The organism is Streptomyces inusitatus, from assembly GCF_014651115.1.
GTDB lineage: Bacteria > Actinomycetota > Actinomycetes > Streptomycetales > Streptomycetaceae > Streptomyces > Streptomyces amakusaensis.
In genome coordinates, this window is sequence record NZ_BMWG01000026.1 from 64,607 (window position 1) to 86,677 (window position 22,071).

Consider the following 22,071-nt stretch of genomic DNA (forward strand, 5'->3'; position numbering starts at 1 on the left):
ACCGCCTTCGGCACCGCAGTCGAGATCGCGGGCACTGCCTGCCTGACTGCCGGCCGCGACGCTGCGGACGCGTTCACCGTGTCGTCCTGGGCAGCGGGAAGGGCGATTCACGCATACGGGTGCCCCCCTGCCTCGACCCGCCTGGCCGCGAAGTCCAGCGGCAGCCTCACCCGTACCCGCCACTCCCCGCCCTCCGCCCCCGCCGTGGCGCGCCCGCCGAGCAGGGCGGCCCGTTCGCGGATGCCGCGCAGCCCGCCGCCGGGGGCGGCCGGGGGCCGGGTGGTGGGGAGGGGGTTGGTCACTTCCAGGTCGAGGCGGCCGTCGGCGATCGTGATGTGTACGCGGATCGGCGCCGGGCCCGCGTGGCGCAGCACATTGGTGAGGGACTCCTGCGCGATCCGGTAGCCCTCCCGGGAGACGGGGCCCGGCACCAGGGAGAGCGGGCCGCTCACGGAGGCGTCGACGGTCGCGCCGGAGGCGCGGGCGGATTCCAGCAGCCGGTCCAGGTGGGCGAGGGTGGGGCGGGCGGGGACAGGGCCGCCGGACTCGCGGAGGATGAGGAGGACGCGTTCCAGGTCCTCCAGGGCGGCGCGGCCGGTCTCCTCGATGGCGGCCAGGGCCCGTACGGTGAACTCCTCGTTCTTCGCGGCGCGGGCGGCGCCCGCCTGGACCACGGCCACGGTCAGCGCGTGCCCGATGGAGTCGTGCAGCTCGCGGGCGATCCGGTTCCGCTCCAGCAGGAGTTCCGTGCGCTCCTCCAGCGCGGCGAGGCGCTCCGCGCCCGAAGGCCCCAGCAGCCGCCGGGCGATCGCGGTGATCAGCGCTCCGAGGCCCGCCACCGCAGCGAGCAGGGCCACCGTGGGCAGGGGGGCGAGCAGGGCGTACCACCAGTGCCCGCCCGGCAGGCTCCACGGGAGGGCGCCCATCGCGACGGGGTCGGCCCCGCTCGACGCTCGGGCGAGGGCGAACGAGAGTCCGGCCAGGGCGGCCGTGAGGTAGGCGGTGAGCAGCCCGAGGGCCAGGCGGACCTCCATCCAGAGCGCCGTGCGCCAGCGGTCGGCCCAGTTCGCGGACGGCGCGGCGGCGATCCTCGACGCGGACTCCCGGTGGCTGTCCCCGGTCAGGAGCAGCCGTGCCTGAAGGCCCTCGACCAGGCGCACAGCCGGTATCAGCCCCACCAGGCCGACGAGGGCGAAGGGGGCCAACCGCCCCTCTTCGTCGATGAATTCCCACACTCCCCAGACGACCGCGCCGATGAACAGATGCAGCCAGCGGGTGTAGGTGACCGAACGGATCAGCGGGTGCGGCGACAGGGCGGGCATCGCGCCATCGTGTCAGCGGCCCGGCGCTCGCGGCTCCCCCGCGCGGGGGAGGGGCCGTCCCCGTACGGGGGAGGCGCCGGGGGTTTTGGGGCGGCCAGGCTGCTGCCATGACCAGTATCGACGTAGCCGATCTCACCAAGGAGTACGGTCCGGTCCGCGCCGTGGACGGGCTGACCTTCGCCGTACGCCCGGGCCGGGTCACCGGCTTTCTCGGGCCCAACGGCGCGGGCAAGTCCACCACTCTGCGCCTGATCCTGGGCCTGGACCGCCCCACCTCCGGCACCGCCACCGTCGGCGGGCTGCCGTACCGCGCGCTGGACGAACCCGCGCGCCGGGTCGGCGCGCTGCTCGACCCGGGGGCCGCACCGGGCTCCCGTACCGGCCGCGACCATCTGCGCGTCCTCGCGGCGGCGGGCCGGATCCCGGCGCGCAGAGTGGCCGAGGTGCTGGAGCTGACGGGGATCGCGGGCGCGGCGGACCGCCGGATCCGGAGCTTCTCGCTCGGGATGCGGCAGCGGCTGGGGATCGCGGCGGCGCTGCTCGGCGACCCGGAGGCGCTGCTGCTGGACGAGCCGTCGAACGGGCTCGACCCCGAAGGCATCATCTGGCTCCGGGGGCTGCTGCGCGAGCTGGCGGGGGAGGGCAGGACGGTCCTGGTCTCCAGCCATCTGATGGGCGAGACGGCCGAGTTCGCCGACCATCTGGTGGTGCTCGGCGGCGGCGGACTCCTCGCCGACGCCGGGACCGGCGCGCTCATCGAGGCCTGGACCACGCCCCGGGTACGGCTGCGGACCACGGAGGCGGAGGGGGAGCGGCTGCGCGCGCTGCTCACCGAGCACGGTTACGCGCCCGTCCTCGCCGCCGAAGGCCGCTGGACGGTCAGGGGCGCACGGGTGACGGACATCGGTCCGCTCATGGCGCGGGCGGGCCTGCCCGTACTGGAACTCACCGGGGAACAGGGCACCTTGGAGGAGGCGTATCTCGCGCTGACCGCCGGGGCACCGGAGTTCGCCGCCGCTCACCCCCGGGAGGTCTGATCGTGTCCGTGTCCGTGTCCGTGTCCGTGTCCGTCACCGCCTTCACCGCTTTCGCCGCCGTGCTCCGCTCCGAGTCGCTGAAGATCCGCTCGGCGCGCTCCCTCGGTCTCACCCTGGCCCTGGTCTTCGCCGTCACGGCGGGCTTCTCGGTGCTGATGAGCACCTCGCTCGGCCCCGAGGAGCAGGCCGCGCCGGACTTCGACCCGCTGGAGTCCGCGTACTTCGGCCTCAACTTCGGCCAGGTCGCGGCGGTCTGCTTCGGCGCGCTGGCCGTCGCGGGGGAGTACCGGGGCGGCGCGCTCCGGGTCTCGCTGACCGCCGTACCGCGCCGGGGCCGCTTCTACGCGGCGAAGCTGGCGGCCGTCGCCGTCCCGTCGTTCGCGGTGGGCCTGGTCACCGGCGCGGTCTGCTTTCTGGCGGGGCAGCCGCTGACGGCCGGGGGAGGCATGGGCCCCGGCGACCCGGGCGCGGTGCGCGCCATGGTGGGCTGCGGTCTGTATCTGACGCTGATCACCCTGCTCGCGGCCGGTCTCGCGACGCTGCTGCGCGGTGCGACCGCCGTGCTGGGGCTGCTTATCCCGCTGCTGATGATCGTGCCCTTCGTCATCAGGGGCGAAGGGCTGATCGAGTACCTCCCCGACCGCGCGGGCCGGCAGATCCTCTTCCAGGACCCGGTGGGCTCCCTGGGCCCCTGGACCGGCCTCGCCGTACTGGCTCTCTGGACCGCCGCCTCCGTCTGGGCGGGGTGGGAGGCGCTGCGCCGCCGGGACGCCTGAACGCCCCGGCCCCGGCCTCGGCTCCGGCCCCAGCCCCGGCCCCGGTCAGCGGGCCTTCAGCTCCGCCCAGACCGTCTTCCCGCCGCCGCGCGCCCGCTCGCCGCACCCCCAGCGCTCGGCGAGCGCGCCGACCAGCGCGAGCCCCCGGCCGTCCTCCTCGTCGGACGCCGCCTTCCTCGGCGCGGGGCGGCGGTCGTCGGCGTCGGCCACCTCCAGGCGGAGCACTCCGTCGCCGAGGGAGATCCGTACCCCGATCCCCCGGCCGTCCGGGGAGGGGGCGGGGGCGTGGCGGACGGCGTTGGCGACCAGCTCGGAGAGGAGCAGCGACGCGTCGTCGGCGGTCTCACCCGCGATGCCCCAGTCGGCGAGCCGCTCCCGGAGCAGGGCCCTGGCCCGAGCGGCGCTCCGGGGGGAGTGGGGGAGCGGCCAACCGGCCTCGACGGTGTGGGTGACGGACACGGAAGCCTCCACAGGATCGCGGTATGGACTGACGCATCTCTAGAGATGATCCGAGTGAAGCGCCCCTCACGCTCCGGAGTCAAGTCGTCTCTAGAGATGTTCGATTGCGCGTGTCGCCGTGGAACGTCGAACAGGTTCACAGGGCCTGCCTAGGATGGGCGGAGATGATCCGGGAGGGGTCCCACATGGGAAGCCAGGGCGGCGGCCGACAGCCCAAGTACCAGCGCATCGCCCTCGAACTGAAGGCCGCCATCGAGACCGGGGAGTACGGCCCGGGCGACCGGTTGCCCGGTGAGAACGACCTGATGGCCGCGCACGCCGTCGCCCGGATGACCGCCCGGCAGGCGATCGGGGTGCTGCGGGCGGAGGGGCTGGCCGAGGCGAGGAAGGGGGCGGGTGTCTTCGTCCGCGAGTACCGGCCGATCCGGCGGCGTGGAGTGCAGCGTCTGTCGGCGGGGCTGTGGGGCGAGGGCCGCTCGGTGTGGTCGATGGACGCCGAGGGGTGGGATCTGAAGCTGGACTCGGTCTCGGTGGCCGAGGAGAGTCCGCCGGAGGCGATCAGGTCGCTGCTCGGTCTCGCCGAGGGCGTGCCCGTGTGCATGCGGCGCAGAAGGTACGCGCTCAATGGGCGGCCCGTCATGCTGGCCACCTCCCATCTCGACGCCGGACTCGTCGCGGGCACGGCGATCACCGATATCGACACCGGCCCGGGCGGCATCTACGCCAGGCTCGGCGAGATCGGCCATCGGCCGGTCCGCTTCCGCGAGGAGGTCCGCTCGCGGATGCCCGCCCCGCTGGAGACCGAGCGGCTCTCGCTCCCGGCGGGCACTCCCGTGGTCCTGGTCCGCCGCACGGCCTTCACCGAGGACGGCACCGCCGTCGAGGTCAACGACATGGTCCTCGACTCGTCCGCCTACATCCTGGAGTACGACTTCACTCCCTGAGTGAATCGAATTCCGAGCCCGCCGGAAGCCGGTCCTGTCGAACGTCCGCGCGTTCACAGGCAGGCGTGCGTCAATGGCCCTTCAACCAAGGGGGCCTCATGACACACCGGTTACCGCGCACGGCGGCACTCCTCCTCGCCGCTCTTCCGCTCGCCCCGCTGCTCGCCGCCGCCCCGGCGGCAGCGGCCCCGGCCGCTCCCCGGGCCGCTCCCGCTCCCGCCGCCACCGCCGCCGTCGCCGATGATCTGGAAGTCGCCTGCACCTCCATGGACGTGGACCTCGCCTACCGCCTGGGGCGGGACATACTTGCCGCCGTGGGTGACCGCGCCTCGACCACCGCCGTCCATGTCCACGACCGGATCAGCGACACCAGTTGCGAGGTGAGCGCGGACCGGCCCTACGACTCGGCGAGCGTCGTCAAGGTCACCGTGCTCGGCGCGCTGCTGCTGGACGCGCAGGAGCGGGGGCGGAAGCTGACGGCGGGGGAGCGCTCGCTGGCCCGGGCCATGATCACCGCGTCCGACAACGCCTCCACCTCGGCGCTGTGGCAGCGGCTGGGCACCGGCCGGGTGCAGCGGTTCCTGGACGCCGCGGGGATGCGGGCGACCACCCCGGGCGGGGGCGGTTTCTGGGGGCTGACGCAGGTGACCGCGCGTGACCAGGGCACTCTGCTCGCGCTGCTGACCGGGGAGAACGACGTACTCACCGACGCCTCCCGGCGCTATGCGCTGAAGCTGATGAGCGAGGTGATCCCGTCCCAGCGCTGGGGCACCCCGGCCGGCGCTCCCGCCGGGGCGGCCGTCCATCTCAAGAACGGCTGGCTGCCCAGGGCGACCCACGGCTGGCGGGTGCACAGCCTCGGGGCCTTCACCGGCACCGGGCGGAACTACACGATCACCGTCCTCACCGAGGACAACGCGGTCATGAACGACGGCGTGACGACCATAGAGGCCGTCTCCCGCGCCGTTCACCAGCACCTCTGACACCTCCCGTCCCATGCGGGTCACCGGTACGTAACCGTTCGGGCGGGTCCGGAATTGTCGTACAACCATCCCGTCTCCCGTGAGTCATGAGTGGTGGGTGCACATGAATGGGGCGCCCGCATCAGGCACCAGGGGATGGGGAATCCTCCATGACGCACCACCGAACAGCCGCGCCCGGGCGCGCCGTCGCCGCGGTCCTCGCGGCGGCCGTACTCCTGCCGACCGCCGTGGCCGCCGCACCCGCTGCCGCCGCCGCGCCGAAGGTCGGCTGTACGTCGAAGAAGGCGGGGCTGGCCGCCAAGATGACGAAGGACCTCACCGCGGCCCTCAAGAGCCGCAAGGGCACCATCGCCTTCCAGGTCGACGACACGGTGACCGGGACGAGCTGCGCGTACCGCGCGACCCAGAAGTTCGACTCGGCGAGCGTCGTCAAGGTCACCGTCCTCGGCGCGCTGCTGCTGGACGCGCAGAAGAAGAAGCGGAAGCTGACCTCGCAGGAGCAGAAGCTCGCCAAGGCGATGATCACCAAGTCGGACAACGCCTCCACCTCCACCCTGTGGAAGCAGCTCGGCATGACCAAGATCAAGAGCTTCCTCAGCGGCGCGGGGATGACCCAGACCACCCCCGGGGCAGGCGGCTACTGGGGCCTCACCCAGATCACCGCCCGGGACGAGCAGCGGCTGCTGGCACGGCTGACCGCCAAGAACACCCTGCTCAACGACGACTCCCGGGCCTATGCCCGCAAGCTGATGCGCGAGGTCGTCCCGTCCCAGCGCTGGGGCACCCCGGCCGGCGCGCCGGCCACCGCGACCGTGCAGGTCAAGAACGGCTGGCTGCCCCGGAAGACCCACGGCTGGCGGGTGCACAGCGTCGGGGCCTTCACCGGCAAGGGCCACGACTACACGATCACCGTCCTCACTCAGGGCAACAAGTCGATGAACGACGGGGTCAACACCATCCAGGCCGTCTCCCGCGCCGTCCACAAGGCCCTCAACCCCAAGGCGCCCGCGCGCACCGCCTTCGCGCCCCCCGCCATACCGACCGAATCCGTCCCGGCCACCCCCGAGCGCGCCGCCTCCCCCGATGCCCGGGCCTCGGTCCCGGCCTTGGACTAAACGCCACCTTTGTTAAGGCGGGATGAAATCCGCCGCTCAGCGCGTTGGTGCCTTCCGGTGGGACAGAACCGACGGGAGGCACCACGTGGCGGCTGCGAAGGCGGCGGAACGGACAGGGAGCGCGGGGAACGCCGGGAGCCCTGACGGCCCCGGTCGCGGCTGGGCACGGCGGCTGAGCGGTTACGCGTGGCGATATCGCCGCAATGTGATCCTCGCCCTCGGCTCCTCCCTGGCGGGCATGGCCGTCATGGCCCTGGTCCCCCTCATCACCAAAGTCGTCATCGACGACGTCATCGGGGACGGCACCCGCTCCCTCGCCGTCTGGACCGGTCTGCTGCTGGCCGCCGCCGTCGTCGTCTACGTACTGACGTACATACGCCGCTACTACGGCGGCCGGCTCGCCCTCGACGTCCAGCACGATCTGCGCACCGACATGTACGCGACGATCACCCGGCTCGACGGCCGCCGGCAGGACGAACTCTCCACCGGGCAGGTCGTCGGCCGCGCCACCAGCGACCTCCAGCTCATCCAGGGCCTGCTCTTCATGCTCCCGATGACCATCGGGAACATCCTGCTCTTCCTCATCTCCCTGGTGATCATGGCGTGGCTCTCGCTGCCGCTGACCCTGATCGCCCTCGCCGTCGCCCCCGCCCTCTGGTGGATAGCCGACCGCAGCCGCCACCGTCTCCACCCCGCCACCTGGTACGCGCAGAGCCAGGCCGCCTCCGTCGCCTCCGTCGTGGACGGCGCGGTCTCCGGCGTACGCGTGGTCAAGGGCTTCGGCCAGGAGGAGCAGGAGTCCGGCAAACTGCGCGCGGCGAGCCGCAAGCTCTTCGCCGGACGGCTGCGCACCATCAAGCTCAACGCCCGCTACACCCCCGCCCTCCAGGCGGTGCCCGCGCTCGGCCAGGTCGCCATGCTCGCCACCGGCGGCTGGCTGGCCACCCGGGGGCAGATCACTCTCGGCACCTTCGTCGCCTTCTCCGCCTATCTCGCCCAGCTCGTCGGCCCGGTGCGGATGCTCGCCGTCGTCCTGACCGTGGGACAGCAGGCCAGGGCGGGCGTGGACCGCGTCCTGGAGCTGATCGACACCGAGCCGACCCTCCGCGACGGCACCAAGGAACTCCCCGCCGACGCTCCGGCCACCGTCGAGTTCGACGCGGTGACCTTCGGCTACGACCCGGAGCGGCCGGTCCTCGAAGGGTTCTCGCTGGAGATCGGCGAGGGCGAGACCGTCGCCGTCGTCGGCGCGTCCGGCAGCGGCAAGTCCACCGTCTCGCTGCTGCTGCCCCGCTTCTACGACGTGACCCACGGCGCGGTCCTCGTCGGCGGCCACGATGTGCGCGAGCTGACCACCGACTCGCTGCGGGCCGCCATCGGGCTCGTCCCCGAGGACAGCTTCCTCTTCTCCGACACCGTCCGCGCGAACATCGCGTACGGAAAGCCGGACGCCACCCGGGAGGAGATCGAGACCGCCGCGCGCGCCGCCCAGGCGGACCGTTTCATCTCCGAGCTTCCCGAGGGGTACGACACCGAGGTCGGCGAACAGGGCCTGTCCCTCTCCGGCGGCCAGCGCCAGCGCATCGCGCTCGCCCGGGCCATCCTCACCGACCCCCGTCTCCTCCTCCTCGACGACGCCACCTCCGCCGTCGACGCCCGGGTCGAGCACGAGATCCACGAGGCCCTGCGCACGGTCATGACCGGCCGCACCACCCTGCTGATCGCCCACCGCCGCTCCACCCTGAACCTCGCCGACCGGATCGCCGTCCTGGACGGCGGCAGGCTCGCCGACATCGGCACCCACGAGGAGCTGACCGCCCGCTCCGCCCTCTACCGCAAGCTGCTCACCGACCCGGACGAGCTGGGCGCGGTCTCCCCGGGACACACCCCGCCGCGGCCGGGCGCGCCCGACGACGACCGCACCGTGCGCGAGGAGCTGGACGCCGAGTTCGACGCCGAGCACGGGATCACCCCCCGGCTCTGGGTCCGGGGCGAGAGCGTCCCCGAGTCCGCCGCCCCCGGAGCCACCCCCGAGCTGCTCGCGCAGGTCGAGGCGCTGCCGCCCGCCGACGCCACCCCCGATGTGGACGAGACCCGGGCCGCCGCCGGGCCCGAGCGCTCCCGCGGCGAGGGCGGCGGGCTGCGGATGCTGCTGCGCGGCTTCGGGCTGCCGCTGCTGGCGAGCCTGCTGCTGGTCGCCGTCGACGCGGGCATGGGCCTCCTCCTGCCCGTACTGATCCGGCACGGCATCGACCAGGGCGTGGAGCAGGCCGCCCTCGCCGCCGTGTGGACCGCCTCGCTGCTGGCGCTGCTCACCGTGGTGGTGCAGTGGATCGCCCAGACCGGCGAGATCAGGATGACCGGCCGCACCGGTGAGCGGGTGCTGTACTCCGTACGGCTGCGGATCTTCGCCCAGCTCCAGCGGCTGGGGCTCGACTACTACGAGCGCGAGCTGACCGGCCGGATCATGACCCGGATGACAACGGATGTGGACGCCCTGTCCACCTTCCTCCAGACCGGTCTGGTCACGGCCTTCGTCTCGGTGGTCACCTTCCTCGGCATCATGGCGGTCCTGGTCGTCATCGACGTCTCGCTGGCGCTGGTCGTCTTCGCGACGCTGCCGGTGCTGATCGTCGGCACCTGGTTCTTCCGCAGGCAGAGCGTGAAGGCGTACGAACTCGCCCGCGACCGGGTCAGCACCGTCAACGCCGACCTCCAGGAGTCCGTCTCCGGGCTCCGGATCGTGCAGGCGTTCCGCCGCGAGGAGGAGGGCAACCGCCGTTACGCGGCGGGCAGCGACAGCTACCGGCGGGCCAGGGTCAAGGGCCAGTGGCTGATATCCGTCTATTTCCCCTTCGTTCAGCTGCTGGCCTCGGTGGCCGCCGCCGCCGTGCTGATCGTCGGGGCCAACCGGATCGAGGCGGGCACCCTCACCACGGGCGCGCTGGTCGCCTATCTCCTCTACATCGAGCTGTTCTTCGCCCCGGTGCAGCAGCTCTCCCAGGTCTTCGACGGCTATCAGCAGGCCGCCGTCTCGGTGAAGCGCATCCAGCAGCTGCTGGCCGAGGAGACCTCCACCCGGCCCGCCGGGCACCCCGCCGACGTCCCCTCCCTGCGGGGCGAGATCGTCTTCGAGGACGTCGACTTCGCCTACGGCGACAAGGAGGCCGCGCTGCGGGGCATCGACCTCCGCATACCCGCCGGACAGACCGTCGCCTTCGTCGGGGAGACCGGCGCGGGCAAGTCGACGCTGGTCAAGCTGGTGGCGCGGTTCTACGACCCCACCCGGGGCCGGGTCACCGCCGACGGCACCGATCTGCGCGAGCTGGACATGACCGCCTACCGGCACCGGCTCGGGGTCGTCCCCCAGGAGTCGTATCTCTTCGAGGGCACCGTCCGCGACGCCATCGCCTACGGCCGCGCCGAGGCGAGCGACGCCGAGGTGGAGGCGGCGGCCCGCGCCGTCGGGGCCCACGACATGATCGCCACTCTCGACGGCGGCTATCTCCACGAGGTCGCCGAGCGCGGGCGCAATCTCTCGGCCGGTCAGCGCCAGCTGATCGCGCTGGCCCGCGCCGAACTGGTCGACCCCGACATACTCCTTCTGGACGAGGCGACCGCAGCGCTGGACCTGGCGACCGAGGCCCAGGTCAACCAGGCCACCGACCGGCTCACCGGCCGCCGCACCACCCTGGTCGTCGCCCACCGCCTCACCACCGCCGCCCGCGCCGACCGGGTGGTGGTGATGGCCGACGGCAAGGTCGCCGAGGACGGCACCCACGCCGAACTCCTCGCCAGGGGCGGCCGTTACGCCACCCTGTGGCGCACCTTCACCGGCGCGGACGAGCGCCCGCCCGAGGACGTCCCGGCGGCCGTGGCCGGCTGAGGCCCCCGCCCCCGCACTGCTCCGCCGGGGTGAGTTCGCCGGGTGACGGGCCAACCAAACGCCTCGCCGGAGCGTGTACGAAGGTACGGGGATCGAGGCGAGGGGGCGGCGATGACGCTGAGCGGGCCGAGTACGGGACATACGGGACGGGCCACGGAGCACGGAGTGACACGGGGGACGGCGGAGCCGGAGCCGGAGGCGGGGGCGGCGGAGGCGGTACGAGGAGCGGCCCGGCGGGCGGTGTCCCGCTCGGGCCGCCGCCGGTTCGCCCGGCTCCTCGCCGTACTCCTCTCGCTGGTGACCTTCGCGCCGGCCGGCCCGGCCGCCGCCGCGACCCCGTCGATCAGCGTGAACCCCTCCTCCGTCTGCACCGGAAGACCGGACAGGGTCCTGGAGTTCTCCACCGGTGAGCTGCGCGTCTACAAGAACCGCCGGTACGCGTGCGCCGTCACGATCGCGAAGAACCCCGGTCCGCGCCGGAAGATGTCCGTCTCCATCCAGGCGCGCGGCGGACACCCCCGGGTGGACGAGGGCCGCTTCACCCACCGGGCCGGACCGGTCACCGTGCACGCGCTCAACCGCTGTGTACGGGCCTCCGGCAAGGTTTCCGGAGTGGGACGTTCCACCGGTTGGATTCTCTGCTGACCGCCTTGTGGTCTTTCACCCCCATCTGTCACCTGAATTCATGTGAGTTGCAGATATTAGGGGCTGGCGGGTCGGGTGTGACCACCGCTAGGTTCGCCGCGACCCACATGAAGAAGTCAGGGGAGGGTTCATGCGCAAGGCGCTCACAGGGGTGCTGTCGTTCGCGATGCTCATCGGCACCGCGACCGCGGCCGGGGCGGCCACCGAAGCGGCCACCGCCGCTCAGTCCGAGACCGGCACACAGGCCGGACAGCGGGCGGCACAGCAGGACATCAAGGACCGGATCCTCGCGATACCGGGGATGAGCCTGGTGGAGGAGAAGCCCCACCCGGGCTACCGCTTCTTCGTCCTCAACTACACCCAGCCGGTCGACCACCGGAACCCCGGCAAGGGCACCTTCCAGCAGCGGATCACCCTGCTGCACAAGGACACCACCCGTCCCACCGTCTTCTTCACCTCCGGCTACGGGCTGAACACCAACCCGCGCCGCAGTGAGCCCACGGCGATCATCGACGGCAACCAGGTCTCCATGGAGTACCGTTTCTTCACGCCGTCCCGCCCGAGCCCGGCCGACTGGTCCAAGCTCGACATCTGGCAGGCCGCCAGCGACCAGCACCGCATCCACAAGGCGCTGAAGGGCATCTACGACCGGAAGTGGCTGGCCACGGGCGGCTCGAAGGGCGGGATGACCGCCACCTACTTCGAGCGCTTCTACCCGGACGACATGGACGGCATCGTCGCCTACGTCGCCCCGAACGACACCGTGAACCACAGCGACAAGGCGTACGACCGCTTCTTCGAGCGGGTCGGCACCCAGGAGTGCCGCACCAAGCTCAACAACGTCCAGCGCGAGTCGCTGATCCGCCGCGGGCCGCTCCAGGAGCTGTACAAGAAGCAGGTGGCCGCGAACGGTTACACCTTCAACACCATAGGCTCGCTGGACAAGGCGTTCGAGGCCGTCGTCCTCGACTTCACCTGGGGCTTCTGGCAGTACCGCAAGGAAGCCGACTGCGCCGCGATCCCGGTCGCCGCCAACACCACCGACCAGGAGCTGTTCGACCTGGTCGACGACATCTCCGGCTTCTCCTTCTACACCGACCAGGGCCTGACCCCGTACACGCCGTACTACTACCAGGCCGGTACGGAGATGGGCGCGCCGGACATCAAGCAGCGCCACCTCAAGGGGCTGAGCCGGTACGGGTACCAGCCGCCGCGCAACTTCGTCCCGCGCGACATCGAGATGACGTTCAAGCCGAAGGCGATGAAGGACATCGACCGCTGGGTGCGCCACGACGGTACCCGGATGATGTTCGTCAACGGAGCGAACGACCCGTGGAGCGCGGAGCCGTTCCGCCTCGGCAAGGGCAGCCGTGACAGCTATGTCTACACGGTCCCCGGAGCCAACCACGGTGCCAATGTGGCCGGTCTGCCCGCCGCCGAGAAGGCCGCCGCCACCGCCTCGATCCTGAAGTGGGCGGGCGTCGCCCCGGCCGCCGTCCAGAAGAGCGAGACGAAGGCCAAGCCGCTCGCGCGCTTCGACGCCAAGCTCGACAAGCGCGAAGTGCGCAAGGAGTCGGCCCTGCGGCCGTAACCCTTCCCCGGGCCGCGCCCGCCGCCGCTCATACGCGGCGGGCGCAGCCCACCGGGCTCTCCCCGGGCAGCCGTACATACAGGGCGGTGCCGGCCGGGCACCGCGCCCTGTCCGGGTGGGCCGAACCGATCGTGTACTCGGGCTCGTACGCCCCCGAGCCGTCGCAGGCGGTCTCCTTCACCCGGCCGTCCCCGGTGCGGCGGACACAGTCGCCGACCACGGTGTGCGGGCCGCCGCCTCCGCCAGGGTCTCCCGGATGCGGTGCCTCCAGATTGCGCATGCAGGCGTATCCCTCGCCCTGGCCGTCACCGCCGCCCGTCTCCCGGCTCTTGGAGACGCTCAGTACGAAGTCCGTGGTGAGCGGGCACGCGGGCCCGTCGGCCGGCCGCCCGTCGTACCGGGCGATCACCCGGGCGACCGCCTCCGCCCGGGTGCAGAGCGTCTCCCGGGGGTTGTGACCGCGCGAGCCGCACTCGTCGACGTCCAGCAGCACCGGCCCGTGCCCGCCGTCCGGCGGCGCGGCGGACCGCCCGGCGGACCGGTCGCCGTCCGACGAACAGCCGGCCGTCAGCATCAGCGCGCCGAGCAGCGCACCGAGCAGCGCGCCCCTGGCGACGGAACGCCGATGTGCCACAGCAAACCCCCCTGAACCTCCGGCCGCCGTCGGCCGGTCGGTCCAGGGTGACCCGGCACAGGCATCTCACGCCAGTGGCACAAGGTGCCAAAGGGGCTGCCTTTCCGCTCGCTCAGTCGTGGTAGCGGAGCCCGTGCCCGGCCGGGAAGAGCACCGCCGTCGGAGTGTCGGCCCGGAGCACCGGAACCGGCAGCTTCCCCTCCGGTTCAATCCGTCCCGCGATGACCCGCGCGGCGGCCCTCAGCTCCACCGCCGACCAGCCGTACGAGGCCAGCGCGGCGGAGACATCGCCGAGCCGCGCGATGTCGTACGGATTGCGCAGAGCCAGCGTGATCACGGGAACGCCGGTCGCCGCCAGCCGGGAGACCAGGGTGCGCTGACTGCTCGCCGCGTCCACGTTGTAGGTGGTGACGAGCACCGCGTCCTGGCCGGCCGCCGCCGCGACCGCCTGGTCGATCTGGGCCGGGGTGGGGGCCTTCTCGAAGGGCAGCGCGGTCGGGGTGAAGCCCAGTTCGGCGAAGGCCTTCCGCAGCGCGGCGACGGGCCGTTCGTTCTGCCGTACGGCCGGGTTGGGGTCGCTTCCGACGATCAGCAGATTCCGCTGCCGCCGCCGGCTCAGCGGCAGCAGCTCCGCCTTGTTGACCAGCAGTGTCGTGGTCCGCTCGGCGATCTCCGCGGCGGTGTCGAGATGCTCGGGGATCCCGACGGTACGGTCCACCCCGGGGTGGGTGACATAGGGGTCGCGGAGCAGCCCCAGCCTGTCCTTGAGCCGCAGGATCCGCAGGATCGATTCGTCGAGGCGGTCCTCGGTCAGCTCCCCGCCGAGCACCGCGTCGCGCACCGCGTTCCAGGCGAGCGCCAGATTCTCCGGGTAGAGGAGCTGATCGGCCCCCGCCTTCAGCGCGAGCACCGGCACCCGGGCCTCGCCGTACTTGGTGAGCACCCCCTTCATATTGAGGGCGTCGGTCACCACCACACCGTCGAAGCCGAGTTCGCCCCGGAGGATCCCGGTGAGGATGGCGGGGGAGAGGGTCGCCGGGTCCTCGCTCGCGTCCAGCGCCGGGAACTGGATGTGCGCCGTCATGATCGAGTCGATCCCGGCGGCGATCGCGGACCGGAACGCGGGGGCGTCGATCCGGCTCCACTCCTCCCGGGTGTGCAGGATGCGCGGGAGGGCGGTGTGGCTGTCGACGCTGGTGTTGCCGTGTCCGGGGAAGTGCTTGGCGCAGGCCGCGACGCCCGCGCTCCGGTAGCCGCGCACCTGGGAGGAGACCATCCGGGCGGCGGCGTTCGGGTCGGAGCCGAAGGAGCGGACGTTGATGACCGGGTTGGCGGGGTTGACGTTGACGTCGGCGACCGGGGCGTAGTTCTGGTGGATGCCCATCGCCGCGAGTTCGGCCCCGGCGATCCGCCCCGCGCTGCGGGCGTCCTTGCGGGAGCGGCCGGCCCCCAGGGCCATCGCGCCGGGGAACTGGGTCACCGGATCGCCGATCCGGGTCACCGCGCCGTGCTCCTGGTCGACGGAGATCAGCAGCGGCAGGGGAGTGGGCTGGGCGAGCCCGGCGCGCTGGATTCCGTTGGAGAGGTCGGCGATCTGATGGGGCTCCCGGACGTTGTCCGCCCAGGAGAAGTAGATGATGCCTCCGACGTGGTACCTGGCGACCAGCTCGGCCGCCGAGCGGACGCCGAAGTCCCTCAGGTTCAGTTCGGCGTACCCCTGCTCGGGGTCGGTGGCGGAGTGCCCCCACACCCGTGAGACGAAGAGCTGGCCGACCTTCTCCTCCAGGCTCATCCGGGAGATCAGCCGCTTGAGCCGGTCGGTGTGCCGGCCGCTGTCGACGGCGGAGACAGCGGCGGCGGACGGGCCCGCCGCGACGGCGGCGGTGGCGGCGGTGGCTGTGGTGGCGGCGAGGAGGGTGCGTCTGGAGAGGCTCCGGTCGTTCATGGTGCTCCTTCCGGCCTTGCCCAATAAGCGAGTTGAAGGAAACTTCCAAGAACAAACGGATAACCGGAAAATAACTACCAGGTCAAGGGTCCGGCACCGGAAACCGTGCGCGCCGCGCGAAAGGTCACCGGTACGGCGGGGGGTATGCCCGCGTATGGCCCGCCGCCGGGGCCGGTGCCGGAGCCGCCTCCGCGCCCGCCTCCGCAGCCCGCCACCGGGGCCGGGCGCCGGGGCCGCGCGCCGGGGCCGCGCGCCGGGGGTCGGGTCGGCCCCCGGCCTCCGGCGCCGACCCGAGCCCTCACCCCGACCCGTACATCTCCCTCATCACCCGCACCGCCGCCACGATCGACGGCCGTCTCGAAGCCCCCACCCGCCACAGCGCGTACACCCGCCGCCTCGGCACCGGATCCAGCTCCACCGCCACCACCCCGGCGGGCAGCGGACCCCGGCCCATCCGGGGGATCACCGCGATCCCCAGCCCGGCCGCCACCAGTGCGAGTTGGGTGTGGTTGTCCTCCGCCAGATGCACCAGATCCGGTTCGCACCCCACCGAGCGCAGGGTGCGCAGCAGCCAGTCGTGACAGACCGTCCCCGGCGGCTGGCTGATCCAGCGCTCCCCCGCCAGCTCCTCCCGCCGCACCGCGCCCCGCCCCACCAGCCGGTGCCCCTCGGGGAGCAGCAGATCGCACAGATCGTCCCCGATGCGCACCTGCTCCACCCCGTCCGGCGCGGGCAGCGGCGCGATGTCCCAGTCGTGGGCGACCGCCAGATCCGTCATCCCCCGGACCACCAGATCGACCGAGAGATGCGGATCGACCTCCGTCAGCCGCGCGTCCAGCCCCGGATGCAGCCGCCCCAGCTCCGCGAGGACCCCCGGCAGCAGCCCTCGCGCCGCCGAAGAGAACGCCGCGATCGTCAGCCGTCCCGTCGGCCGCCCCCGGCGCTCCTCCAATCTGACCTCGGCCCGCTCCACGATGACCAGCAGCTCCTGCGCCGTCGCCGCCAGATGACGCGCCTCGTCGGTGAGCGCGATCCCCCGCCCCCGCCGCTCCAGCAGTGTTGTACGCGTCTCCCGCTCCAACTTGGTGATCTGCTGCGACACCGCCGACGGGGTGTATCCGAGCGCGGTGGCCGCGGCGGCCACCGAACCGTGCACCGAGACCGCGTGCAGCGCCCGCAACCGCCCCAGATCGAGCATCCCCGCCCCCATTCATTAGCAGCGCTGAACCCCACCAGGTAGGAATCCGTGCTGGTACTACATGGTTATCCCAGCGATTCTCGGTTCATGCGCCCCCTTCACACCACCCTCGCCGTTCTGGTCGCCGCGGTCTGGGGGGTGAACTTCGTCATCATCGAGATCGGCCTCGACCACTTCCCGCCGCTTCTCTTCTCCGCCCTGCGCTTCCTGGTCGCGGCCCTGCCCGCGGTCTTCCTCGTCGGCCGCCCCAAGGTCGCCTGGAAGTGGATCGTCGCGGTGGGGTGCACGCTCGGCGTGGCGAAGTTCGGTCTCGTCTTCGTCGGCATGGACCAGGGGATGCCGGCCGGACTCTCCTCGCTGGTCCTCCAGATCCAGGCCGTCTTCACCGCCGTGTTCGCCGCCGCCCTCCTCGCGGAACGCCCGGACCGCGTCCGCGTCCTCGGCATGGCGATCGCCCTCGCGGGCATCGTCCTCGCCGCCGTCGACGAGGGAACCTCCGGGCCGCTGCTCGCCTTCGGCCTGGTCGTCGCCGCCGCGGCCTGCTGGGGCCTCTCCAATGTGCTCACCCGCAAGGCGTCCCCGCCGGACGCCCTGAACTTCATGGTCTGGGTCTGTGTCGTCCCCGTACTGCCCCTGCTCACCCTCTCGCTCCTCATCGAGGGGCCGAGCGCCGATCTTGAGGCGCTCCGCTCACTGGACCCGGGCGGCGCGGGGGCGCTGATATTCGTGGCCTGGGTCTCCACCGTCTTCGGATTCGGCGCCTGGGGGTATCTGCTGCACCGCTACCCCGCCTCGGTCGTCGCCCCGTTCTCGCTGCTCGTACCCGTCTTCGGGATGTCCTCCGCCGCCCTGTTCCTCGGCGAGCCGATCGGCCCGCTCCGCTGGGCCGCCGCGGTGCTGCTGATCGGCGGGGTCGCCCTCAGCACCCTGCGGCGAGCAGCCGCTCCAACTGCCTCCGGCCCGGTGCCAGCAGCTCCGGCAGCTCCGCCGCCGCCGGATGCCAGCGTTTCTCGTACTCCCAGCTCAGCCAGGTCCCGGGAGTGAGCGTGGCCAGACACTCCGCCAGCGGGACCGTGCCCGCGCCGAGCGGCAGCGGGGTGAGATCCTCGCGCGAGGCCACGTCCTTGACCTGCACATAGTCAAGGAAGGGGGCGAGAGCGGCATGAGTGGCGGCCGGGCTCTCGCCGTTCAGCCACGGGTGCAGCACATCCCAGATCGCGCCCGTGCGCCGATGATCCCCCGGCCCCAGCACCCGCGAGACCGCCGCGCCGGTGGGGTGCGAGTCATGGGTCTCCACCAGGATCCGTACGCCCGCCCCGGCCGCGATCCGCCCGGCGGCGGCCAGCCTGCGGACGGCCCTCGCGTCGGCGGTACGGGGCTCCTGCCCCCGCCCGCCGGGGAACACCCGCACCCGGCGCGCGCCCAGATCCCGGGCCAGCCCGACCAGCTCCCCGATCTCCCCGAGCACCCGCCCGTCCTCCCCCTCCGCCGCGATCCCCACATACCCGCAGACCGCGACCACCTCCACCCCCGCCCGCCCGAACTCCTCCACCACCCGCCCCCGCTCCCGCCCCCCGAGCCCCGTATGCACCACCTCATCCTCCGCGACCCGCAGCTCCACCCCCTGATACCCACACTCCACCGCGAGCCCCACCACTTCCCCCACCGAACACCCCGGCACCCCCAACGTGGAAAACGCGAACTTCATCCTTGACTCCCTGCCAGTCACATTCGAGGACAGCTTCGATGCCCGCACTGAACCAGGGTGGCCAAATTCCAACTGCCTCCCCCATCAGGTACGCCAATTCCAGCCCGTCTGGGGGTCCCCCCGGCGGAGCCAGGGGGAGATTGAGGACAGCCCCGAGGCCCTGGCCCCGCACGGATCCAGGGTGGCCAATTCCAGCCTCACCTCCGGACCCCCGTCGACCCCCTCACCACCAACTCCCCCTCCACCCCCACCCTCCCTCCCACCGGCGCGGCCTCCTTCCCCATCACCAGCCGCCCCGCCCTCGCCCCCGCCTCGGCCAGCGGCAGCCGTACGGTCGTCAGCGCGGGCCAGGTATCCACCGCGAACGGCAGATCGTCGAATCCGGCCACCGAGACGTCCTCCGGGATCCGCAGCCCCTTCTCCCGCAGCGCCGCGCACACCCCCAGCGCCACGGTGTCGTTCGCCGCGAGGACCGCCGTCAGCCCGGGTTCCCGCGCGAGGAGCTCCACGGTCGCCGTGTAGCCGGAGCTCCGCGCGTAGGAGCCGTGGACCGTGAGCCGGTCCTGCGGCTCGTCGATCCCCGCCGCGAGCAGTGCCGCCCGGTGTCCCTCCAGCCGGTGCCGGGTGGTGGTGCGCTCCGGCGGCCCGGCGACGTATCCGATCCTGCGGTGGCCGAGACCGAGCAGATGCTCGGTCAGCCGCCGTGCCCCGCCCCGGTTGTCGAAGGCGAGGGTGGCGAGCACCTGATCGCCGTCCGGCATGGGCGGCCGGCCGCACAGCACCACCGTGGTCCCGGCGCGCGCCAGCTTCCCGAGCTTCGCCGACATCGCGGCGATGTGCCCGGGGTCCTCCAGCGCGCCCCCGGTGAGCACCACGGCCGCCGCCCGCTGCCGCTGGAGCAGGGTGAGATAGGTCAGTTCGCGCTCCGGGGACCCCTCGGTGTTGCAGATCACCGCGAGCTTCTCGCAGCCGGCCCGGGCCGAGCCCCCGGGCCCGCTGATCTCCGTCTGCGCCGCTCCGGCCATGATCCCGAAGAAGGGGTCGGCGATGTCGTTGACGAGGATGCCGACCAGATCGGAGGTGGCGGCGGCGAGCGAGCTGGCCGGCCCGTTGAGCACATAGTCCAGTTCGTCCACCGCGCGCAGCACCCGCTCCCGGGTGTCCGCCGCGACCGGATAGTTCCCATTGAGCACCCGGGACACGGTGGCCGGGGACACCCGGGCGCGTGCCGCGACATCCGCCAGGGTGACTGTCATCGTTTCCTCCGGGGGGAGTTGGGCCGGGACCCTTGTCCGGCCAATGTCGGCAGGCTAGCGTCATACCCCTTAGAAAGCGCTTGCTGTCACGATCTCGCCATAAAGGGCGAGCCGCAGGGAGGCGACCCTCATGCCCCCGACCCCGAACCAGCCCCCGTCCCCGCCCCCGGCACAGCCCTCGGTCGACCGGCGCAGCACCGTACGCATCGCGATGAACGGCGTCACCGGGCGCATGGGCTACCACCAGCATCTGGTCCGCTCGCTGCTCGCCATTCGCGCGCAGGGCGGTCTCGACCTCGGCGACGGCCGCGTCCTGTGGCCCGAACCCGTCCTCGTCGGCCGTCGCGCCGACGCCCTGCGCGCCATCGCCGAACGCCATGGTCTGGCCCACTGGTCGACCGATCTGAACGCGGTGCTCGCCGCGCGCGGCGAGGACGCGGTGGACGTCTACTTCGACGCCCAGGCCACCGCTGCCCGCCCGGACTCCCTCCGCCGGGCCATCGCGGCGGGCAAGCACGTCTACACGGAGAAGCCGACCGCCCGCGGTCTCGCGGACGCCCTGGAGCTGGCCCGGCTCGCCGAGGCCGCCGGGGTCCGGCACGGAGTCGTCCAGGACAAGCTGTTCCTGCCGGGCCTGCTCAAGCTGAAGCGGCTGATCGACGGCGGCTTCTTCGGCGAGATCCTCTCCGTGCGCGGAGAGTTCGGCTACTGGGTCTTCGAGGGCGACTGGCAGGACGCCCAGCGCCCGTCCTGGAACTACCGCGCGGAGGACGGCGGCGGGATCACCATGGACATGTTCCCGCACTGGGAGTACGTCCTGCACGAGCTGTTCGGCCGGGTGACCAGCGTATTCGCGCACACCGCCACCCATGTCCCCCGGCGCTGGGACGAGCGCGGCAAACCGTATCCGGCGACCGCCGACGACGCGGTGTACGCCCTCTTCCGGCTGGCGAACGGGACGGTGGCGCAGATCAACTCCTCCTGGGCGGTCCGGGTGATGCGCGACGAGCTGGTGGAGTTCCAGGTCGACGGGGTCCACGGCTCGGCCGTCGCGGGCCTGCGCCGCTGCCGGGCGCAGCACCGCTCGGCCACCCCCAGACCGGTGTGGAATCCGGACCTGCCCGCCGCCGAGGCCTTCCGCGACCAGTGGCAGGAGGTGCCGGACAACGGCGATTTCGAGAACGGCTTCAAGGCGCAGTGGGAGCTGTTTCTGCGCCATGTGGCGCTGGGCGGCCCCTACCGCTGGGATCTGCTGGCGGGCGCGCGCGGGGTGCAGCTCGCCGAACTGGGGCTGCGGTCCGCCGCCCGGGGCCGCCGCTTCGATGTGCCGGAGCTGGCGCTGTGACCCTCCGGCTGCCGCTCGCGGACGGCAGATCGCGTACGTATGTCCCGCGCGCCGATCCGCTCCGCCTCACGCCCCGCGCGCGCCCCGCCCTCTCCCGTACCTTCTTCGCCGCCGCCCATGTGGTGGCGGACCGCTTCGCCGCCGCGGTCCCCGGCGCGCCCGCCGCCGTCGACTGGGACGCGACGCTCGCCTTCCGCCGCCATCTGTGGTCCCGCGGACTGGGCGTGGCGGAGGCGATGGACACCGCGCAGCGCGGCGCGGGCCTGGACTGGGCCTCGGCCCGGGAGCTGATCCGCCGCTCGGCCGCCGAGGCGCGCGCGGCGGGCGGCGCGATCGTCTGCGGCGCGGGCACGGACCAGCTCGCCGGGGGCACGGACCGGCTCGGCGCGGGCACGGACCGGCTCGGCGCGGGCGCCGGGCTCGACGGCGTCCGCCGCGCGTACGAGGAGCAGTTGGCGGTCGTGGAGGAGGCGGGCGCGCGCCCGGTGCTGCTGGCGTCCCGGGCGCTCGCGGCGGCGGCCCGCTCCCCGGAGGACTATCTCGACGTCTACGGCGGTCTGCTGCGCCAGTCGAGCCGCCCGGCGGTGCTGCACTGGCTCGGCCCGGCCTTCGATCCCGCGCTCGACGGCTACTGGGGGAGCGCGGATCCGGATCTCGCCGCCGGGACCCTCCTCGATCTCGTCGCCGCCCACCCCGGCAAGGTCGACGGCGTCAAGATCTCGCTGCTCGACCCCGGACGGGAGATCGCGCTGCGCCGGCGGCTCCCGCCGGGCGTACGGTGCTACACCGGCGACGACTTCCACTACCCGGAGCTGATCGCGGGCGACGAGCAGGGCTTCAGCCACGCCCTGCTGGGGATCCTCGACCCGCTGGCGCCGCTCGCCGCCGAGGCCGCGCACGCCCTGGACACGGGCGGTCCCGGGGCCTTCCGCGCCCTGCTCGACCCGACCGTCGCCCTCGCCCGCCATCTCTTCGAGCCGCCGACCGGCTGCTACAAGACAGGCGTGGTGCTGCTGGCGTGGCTCGCCGGGCATCAGCCGCACTTCACGATGGTCGGCGGACTCCAGTCGGCCCGCTCGCTGCCGCATCTCGCGCGGGCGTACGAACTCGCCGACGGGCTCGGTCTCTTCCCCGATCCGGAGGCGGCCGAGTCGCGGATGCGCGCCCTGCTCGCCGTGTACGGGATCGACGGGTGAGCCGGGTGAGCGCCGCTGTGCCTCTGGCGCG

The 22,071-nt window shown here is 72.7% G+C and carries 17 protein-coding genes and 1 pseudogene; 11 read left to right on the forward strand and 7 right to left on the reverse strand.

Features of this window, described 5'->3' with window-relative positions:
• Nucleotides 1–107: 107 nt before the first annotated feature.
• The gene (locus tag IE247_RS29305; RefSeq protein WP_190126342.1) at nt 108–1,322 is read right to left on the reverse strand and encodes a sensor histidine kinase; all 1,215 of its coding nucleotides are present in this window, start codon (nt 1,320–1,322) and stop codon (nt 108–110) included.
• 107 nt (nt 1,323–1,429) lie between these two features.
• Here IE247_RS29305 and IE247_RS29310 point away from each other — a divergent pair, with 107 nt between their 5' ends.
• Nucleotides 1,430–2,359: an ABC transporter ATP-binding protein gene (locus IE247_RS29310; protein ID WP_190126343.1), complete on the forward strand. Its 930-nt coding sequence runs from the start codon at nt 1,430–1,432 to the stop codon at nt 2,357–2,359.
• A 2-nt stretch (nt 2,360–2,361) separates the two neighbouring features.
• The gene (locus tag IE247_RS29315) at nt 2,362–3,135 is read left to right on the forward strand and encodes an ABC transporter permease subunit (RefSeq protein ID WP_229869423.1); all 774 of its coding nucleotides are present in this window, start codon (nt 2,362–2,364) and stop codon (nt 3,133–3,135) included.
• Between the two features lie 45 nt (nt 3,136–3,180).
• Here the strand turns inward: IE247_RS29315 and IE247_RS29320 are convergent, their stop codons facing one another.
• Nucleotides 3,181–3,594 (reverse strand): ATP-binding protein, encoded by a 414-nt coding sequence (locus IE247_RS29320; RefSeq protein WP_190126344.1) that lies wholly within the window; start codon nt 3,592–3,594, stop codon nt 3,181–3,183.
• A 185-nt stretch (nt 3,595–3,779) separates the two neighbouring features.
• On the opposite strand from IE247_RS29320, the gene IE247_RS29325 reads away from it, so the two are divergent.
• The 6 genes from IE247_RS29325 to IE247_RS29350 all read left to right on the forward strand — a co-directional run bounded on the left by IE247_RS29325 (nt 3,780) and on the right by IE247_RS29350 (nt 12,758).
• Entirely contained in the window at nt 3,780–4,538 is a 759-nt protein-coding gene (locus IE247_RS29325; protein ID WP_190126345.1) for a GntR family transcriptional regulator, read from the forward strand.
• Nucleotides 4,539–4,636: 98 nt separating this feature from the next.
• Nucleotides 4,637–5,521 carry a serine hydrolase gene (locus tag IE247_RS29330; protein ID WP_190126346.1) on the forward strand — a complete coding sequence of 295 codons (885 nt, stop codon included), beginning with the start codon at nt 4,637–4,639 and terminating at the stop codon, nt 5,519–5,521.
• Between the two features lie 149 nt (nt 5,522–5,670).
• Nucleotides 5,671–6,636: a serine hydrolase gene (locus tag IE247_RS29335; protein WP_190126347.1), complete on the forward strand. Its 966-nt coding sequence runs from the start codon at nt 5,671–5,673 to the stop codon at nt 6,634–6,636.
• 22 nt (nt 6,637–6,658) lie between these two features.
• Complete coding sequence (locus IE247_RS29340; RefSeq protein WP_190126348.1) at nt 6,659–10,522, forward strand: ABC transporter ATP-binding protein; 3,864 nt, start codon at nt 6,659–6,661, stop codon at nt 10,520–10,522.
• A 165-nt stretch (nt 10,523–10,687) separates the two neighbouring features.
• Entirely contained in the window at nt 10,688–11,167 is a 480-nt protein-coding gene (locus IE247_RS29345; protein WP_229869424.1) for a hypothetical protein, read from the forward strand.
• Nucleotides 11,168–11,297: 130 nt separating this feature from the next.
• The gene (locus tag IE247_RS29350; protein ID WP_190126349.1) at nt 11,298–12,758 is read left to right on the forward strand and encodes a S28 family serine protease; all 1,461 of its coding nucleotides are present in this window, start codon (nt 11,298–11,300) and stop codon (nt 12,756–12,758) included.
• A 28-nt stretch (nt 12,759–12,786) separates the two neighbouring features.
• Here IE247_RS29350 and IE247_RS29355 read toward each other — a convergent pair whose 3' ends face one another.
• The 3 genes from IE247_RS29355 to IE247_RS29365 all read right to left on the reverse strand — a co-directional run bounded on the left by IE247_RS29355 (nt 12,787) and on the right by IE247_RS29365 (nt 16,535).
• Nucleotides 12,787–13,392, reverse strand: a complete 606-nt coding sequence (locus tag IE247_RS29355) for a hypothetical protein (protein WP_229869425.1) — start codon at nt 13,390–13,392, stop codon at nt 12,787–12,789.
• 112 nt (nt 13,393–13,504) lie between these two features.
• On the reverse strand, nt 13,505–15,337 hold the full coding sequence (locus IE247_RS29360) for a glycoside hydrolase family 3 protein (RefSeq protein ID WP_190126350.1): 1,833 nt from the start codon (nt 15,335–15,337) through the stop codon (nt 13,505–13,507).
• 298 nt (nt 15,338–15,635) lie between these two features.
• Nucleotides 15,636–16,535 (reverse strand): LysR family transcriptional regulator, encoded by a 900-nt coding sequence (locus tag IE247_RS29365; protein ID WP_190126351.1) that lies wholly within the window; start codon nt 16,533–16,535, stop codon nt 15,636–15,638.
• 87 nt (nt 16,536–16,622) lie between these two features.
• Here IE247_RS29365 and IE247_RS29370 point away from each other — a divergent pair, with 87 nt between their 5' ends.
• Entirely contained in the window at nt 16,623–17,579 is a 957-nt protein-coding gene (locus tag IE247_RS29370; protein WP_190126352.1) for an EamA family transporter, read from the forward strand.
• Here the strand turns inward: IE247_RS29370 and IE247_RS29375 are convergent.
• Both IE247_RS29375 and IE247_RS29380 read right to left on the reverse strand, forming a co-directional pair.
• A pseudogene (locus IE247_RS29375) lies at nt 17,473–18,243 on the reverse strand (sugar phosphate isomerase/epimerase family protein); the annotation flags it as partial. The gene IE247_RS29370 and the pseudogene IE247_RS29375 overlap by 107 nt on opposite strands.
• A gap of 197 nt (nt 18,244–18,440) precedes the next feature.
• Nucleotides 18,441–19,499: a LacI family DNA-binding transcriptional regulator gene (locus IE247_RS29380; RefSeq protein ID WP_190126353.1), complete on the reverse strand. Its 1,059-nt coding sequence runs from the start codon at nt 19,497–19,499 to the stop codon at nt 18,441–18,443.
• Nucleotides 19,500–19,629: 130 nt separating this feature from the next.
• On the opposite strand from IE247_RS29380, the gene IE247_RS29385 reads away from it, so the two are divergent.
• Nucleotides 19,630–20,844 carry a Gfo/Idh/MocA family protein gene (locus IE247_RS29385; protein WP_373305624.1) on the forward strand — a complete coding sequence of 405 codons (1,215 nt, stop codon included), beginning with the start codon at nt 19,630–19,632 and terminating at the stop codon, nt 20,842–20,844.
• Complete coding sequence (locus IE247_RS29390) at nt 20,841–22,040, forward strand: DUF993 family protein (RefSeq protein WP_190126354.1); 1,200 nt, start codon at nt 20,841–20,843, stop codon at nt 22,038–22,040. Before IE247_RS29385 ends, IE247_RS29390 begins: the two co-directional genes overlap by 4 nt.
• Nucleotides 22,041–22,071: the final 31 nt, after the last annotated feature.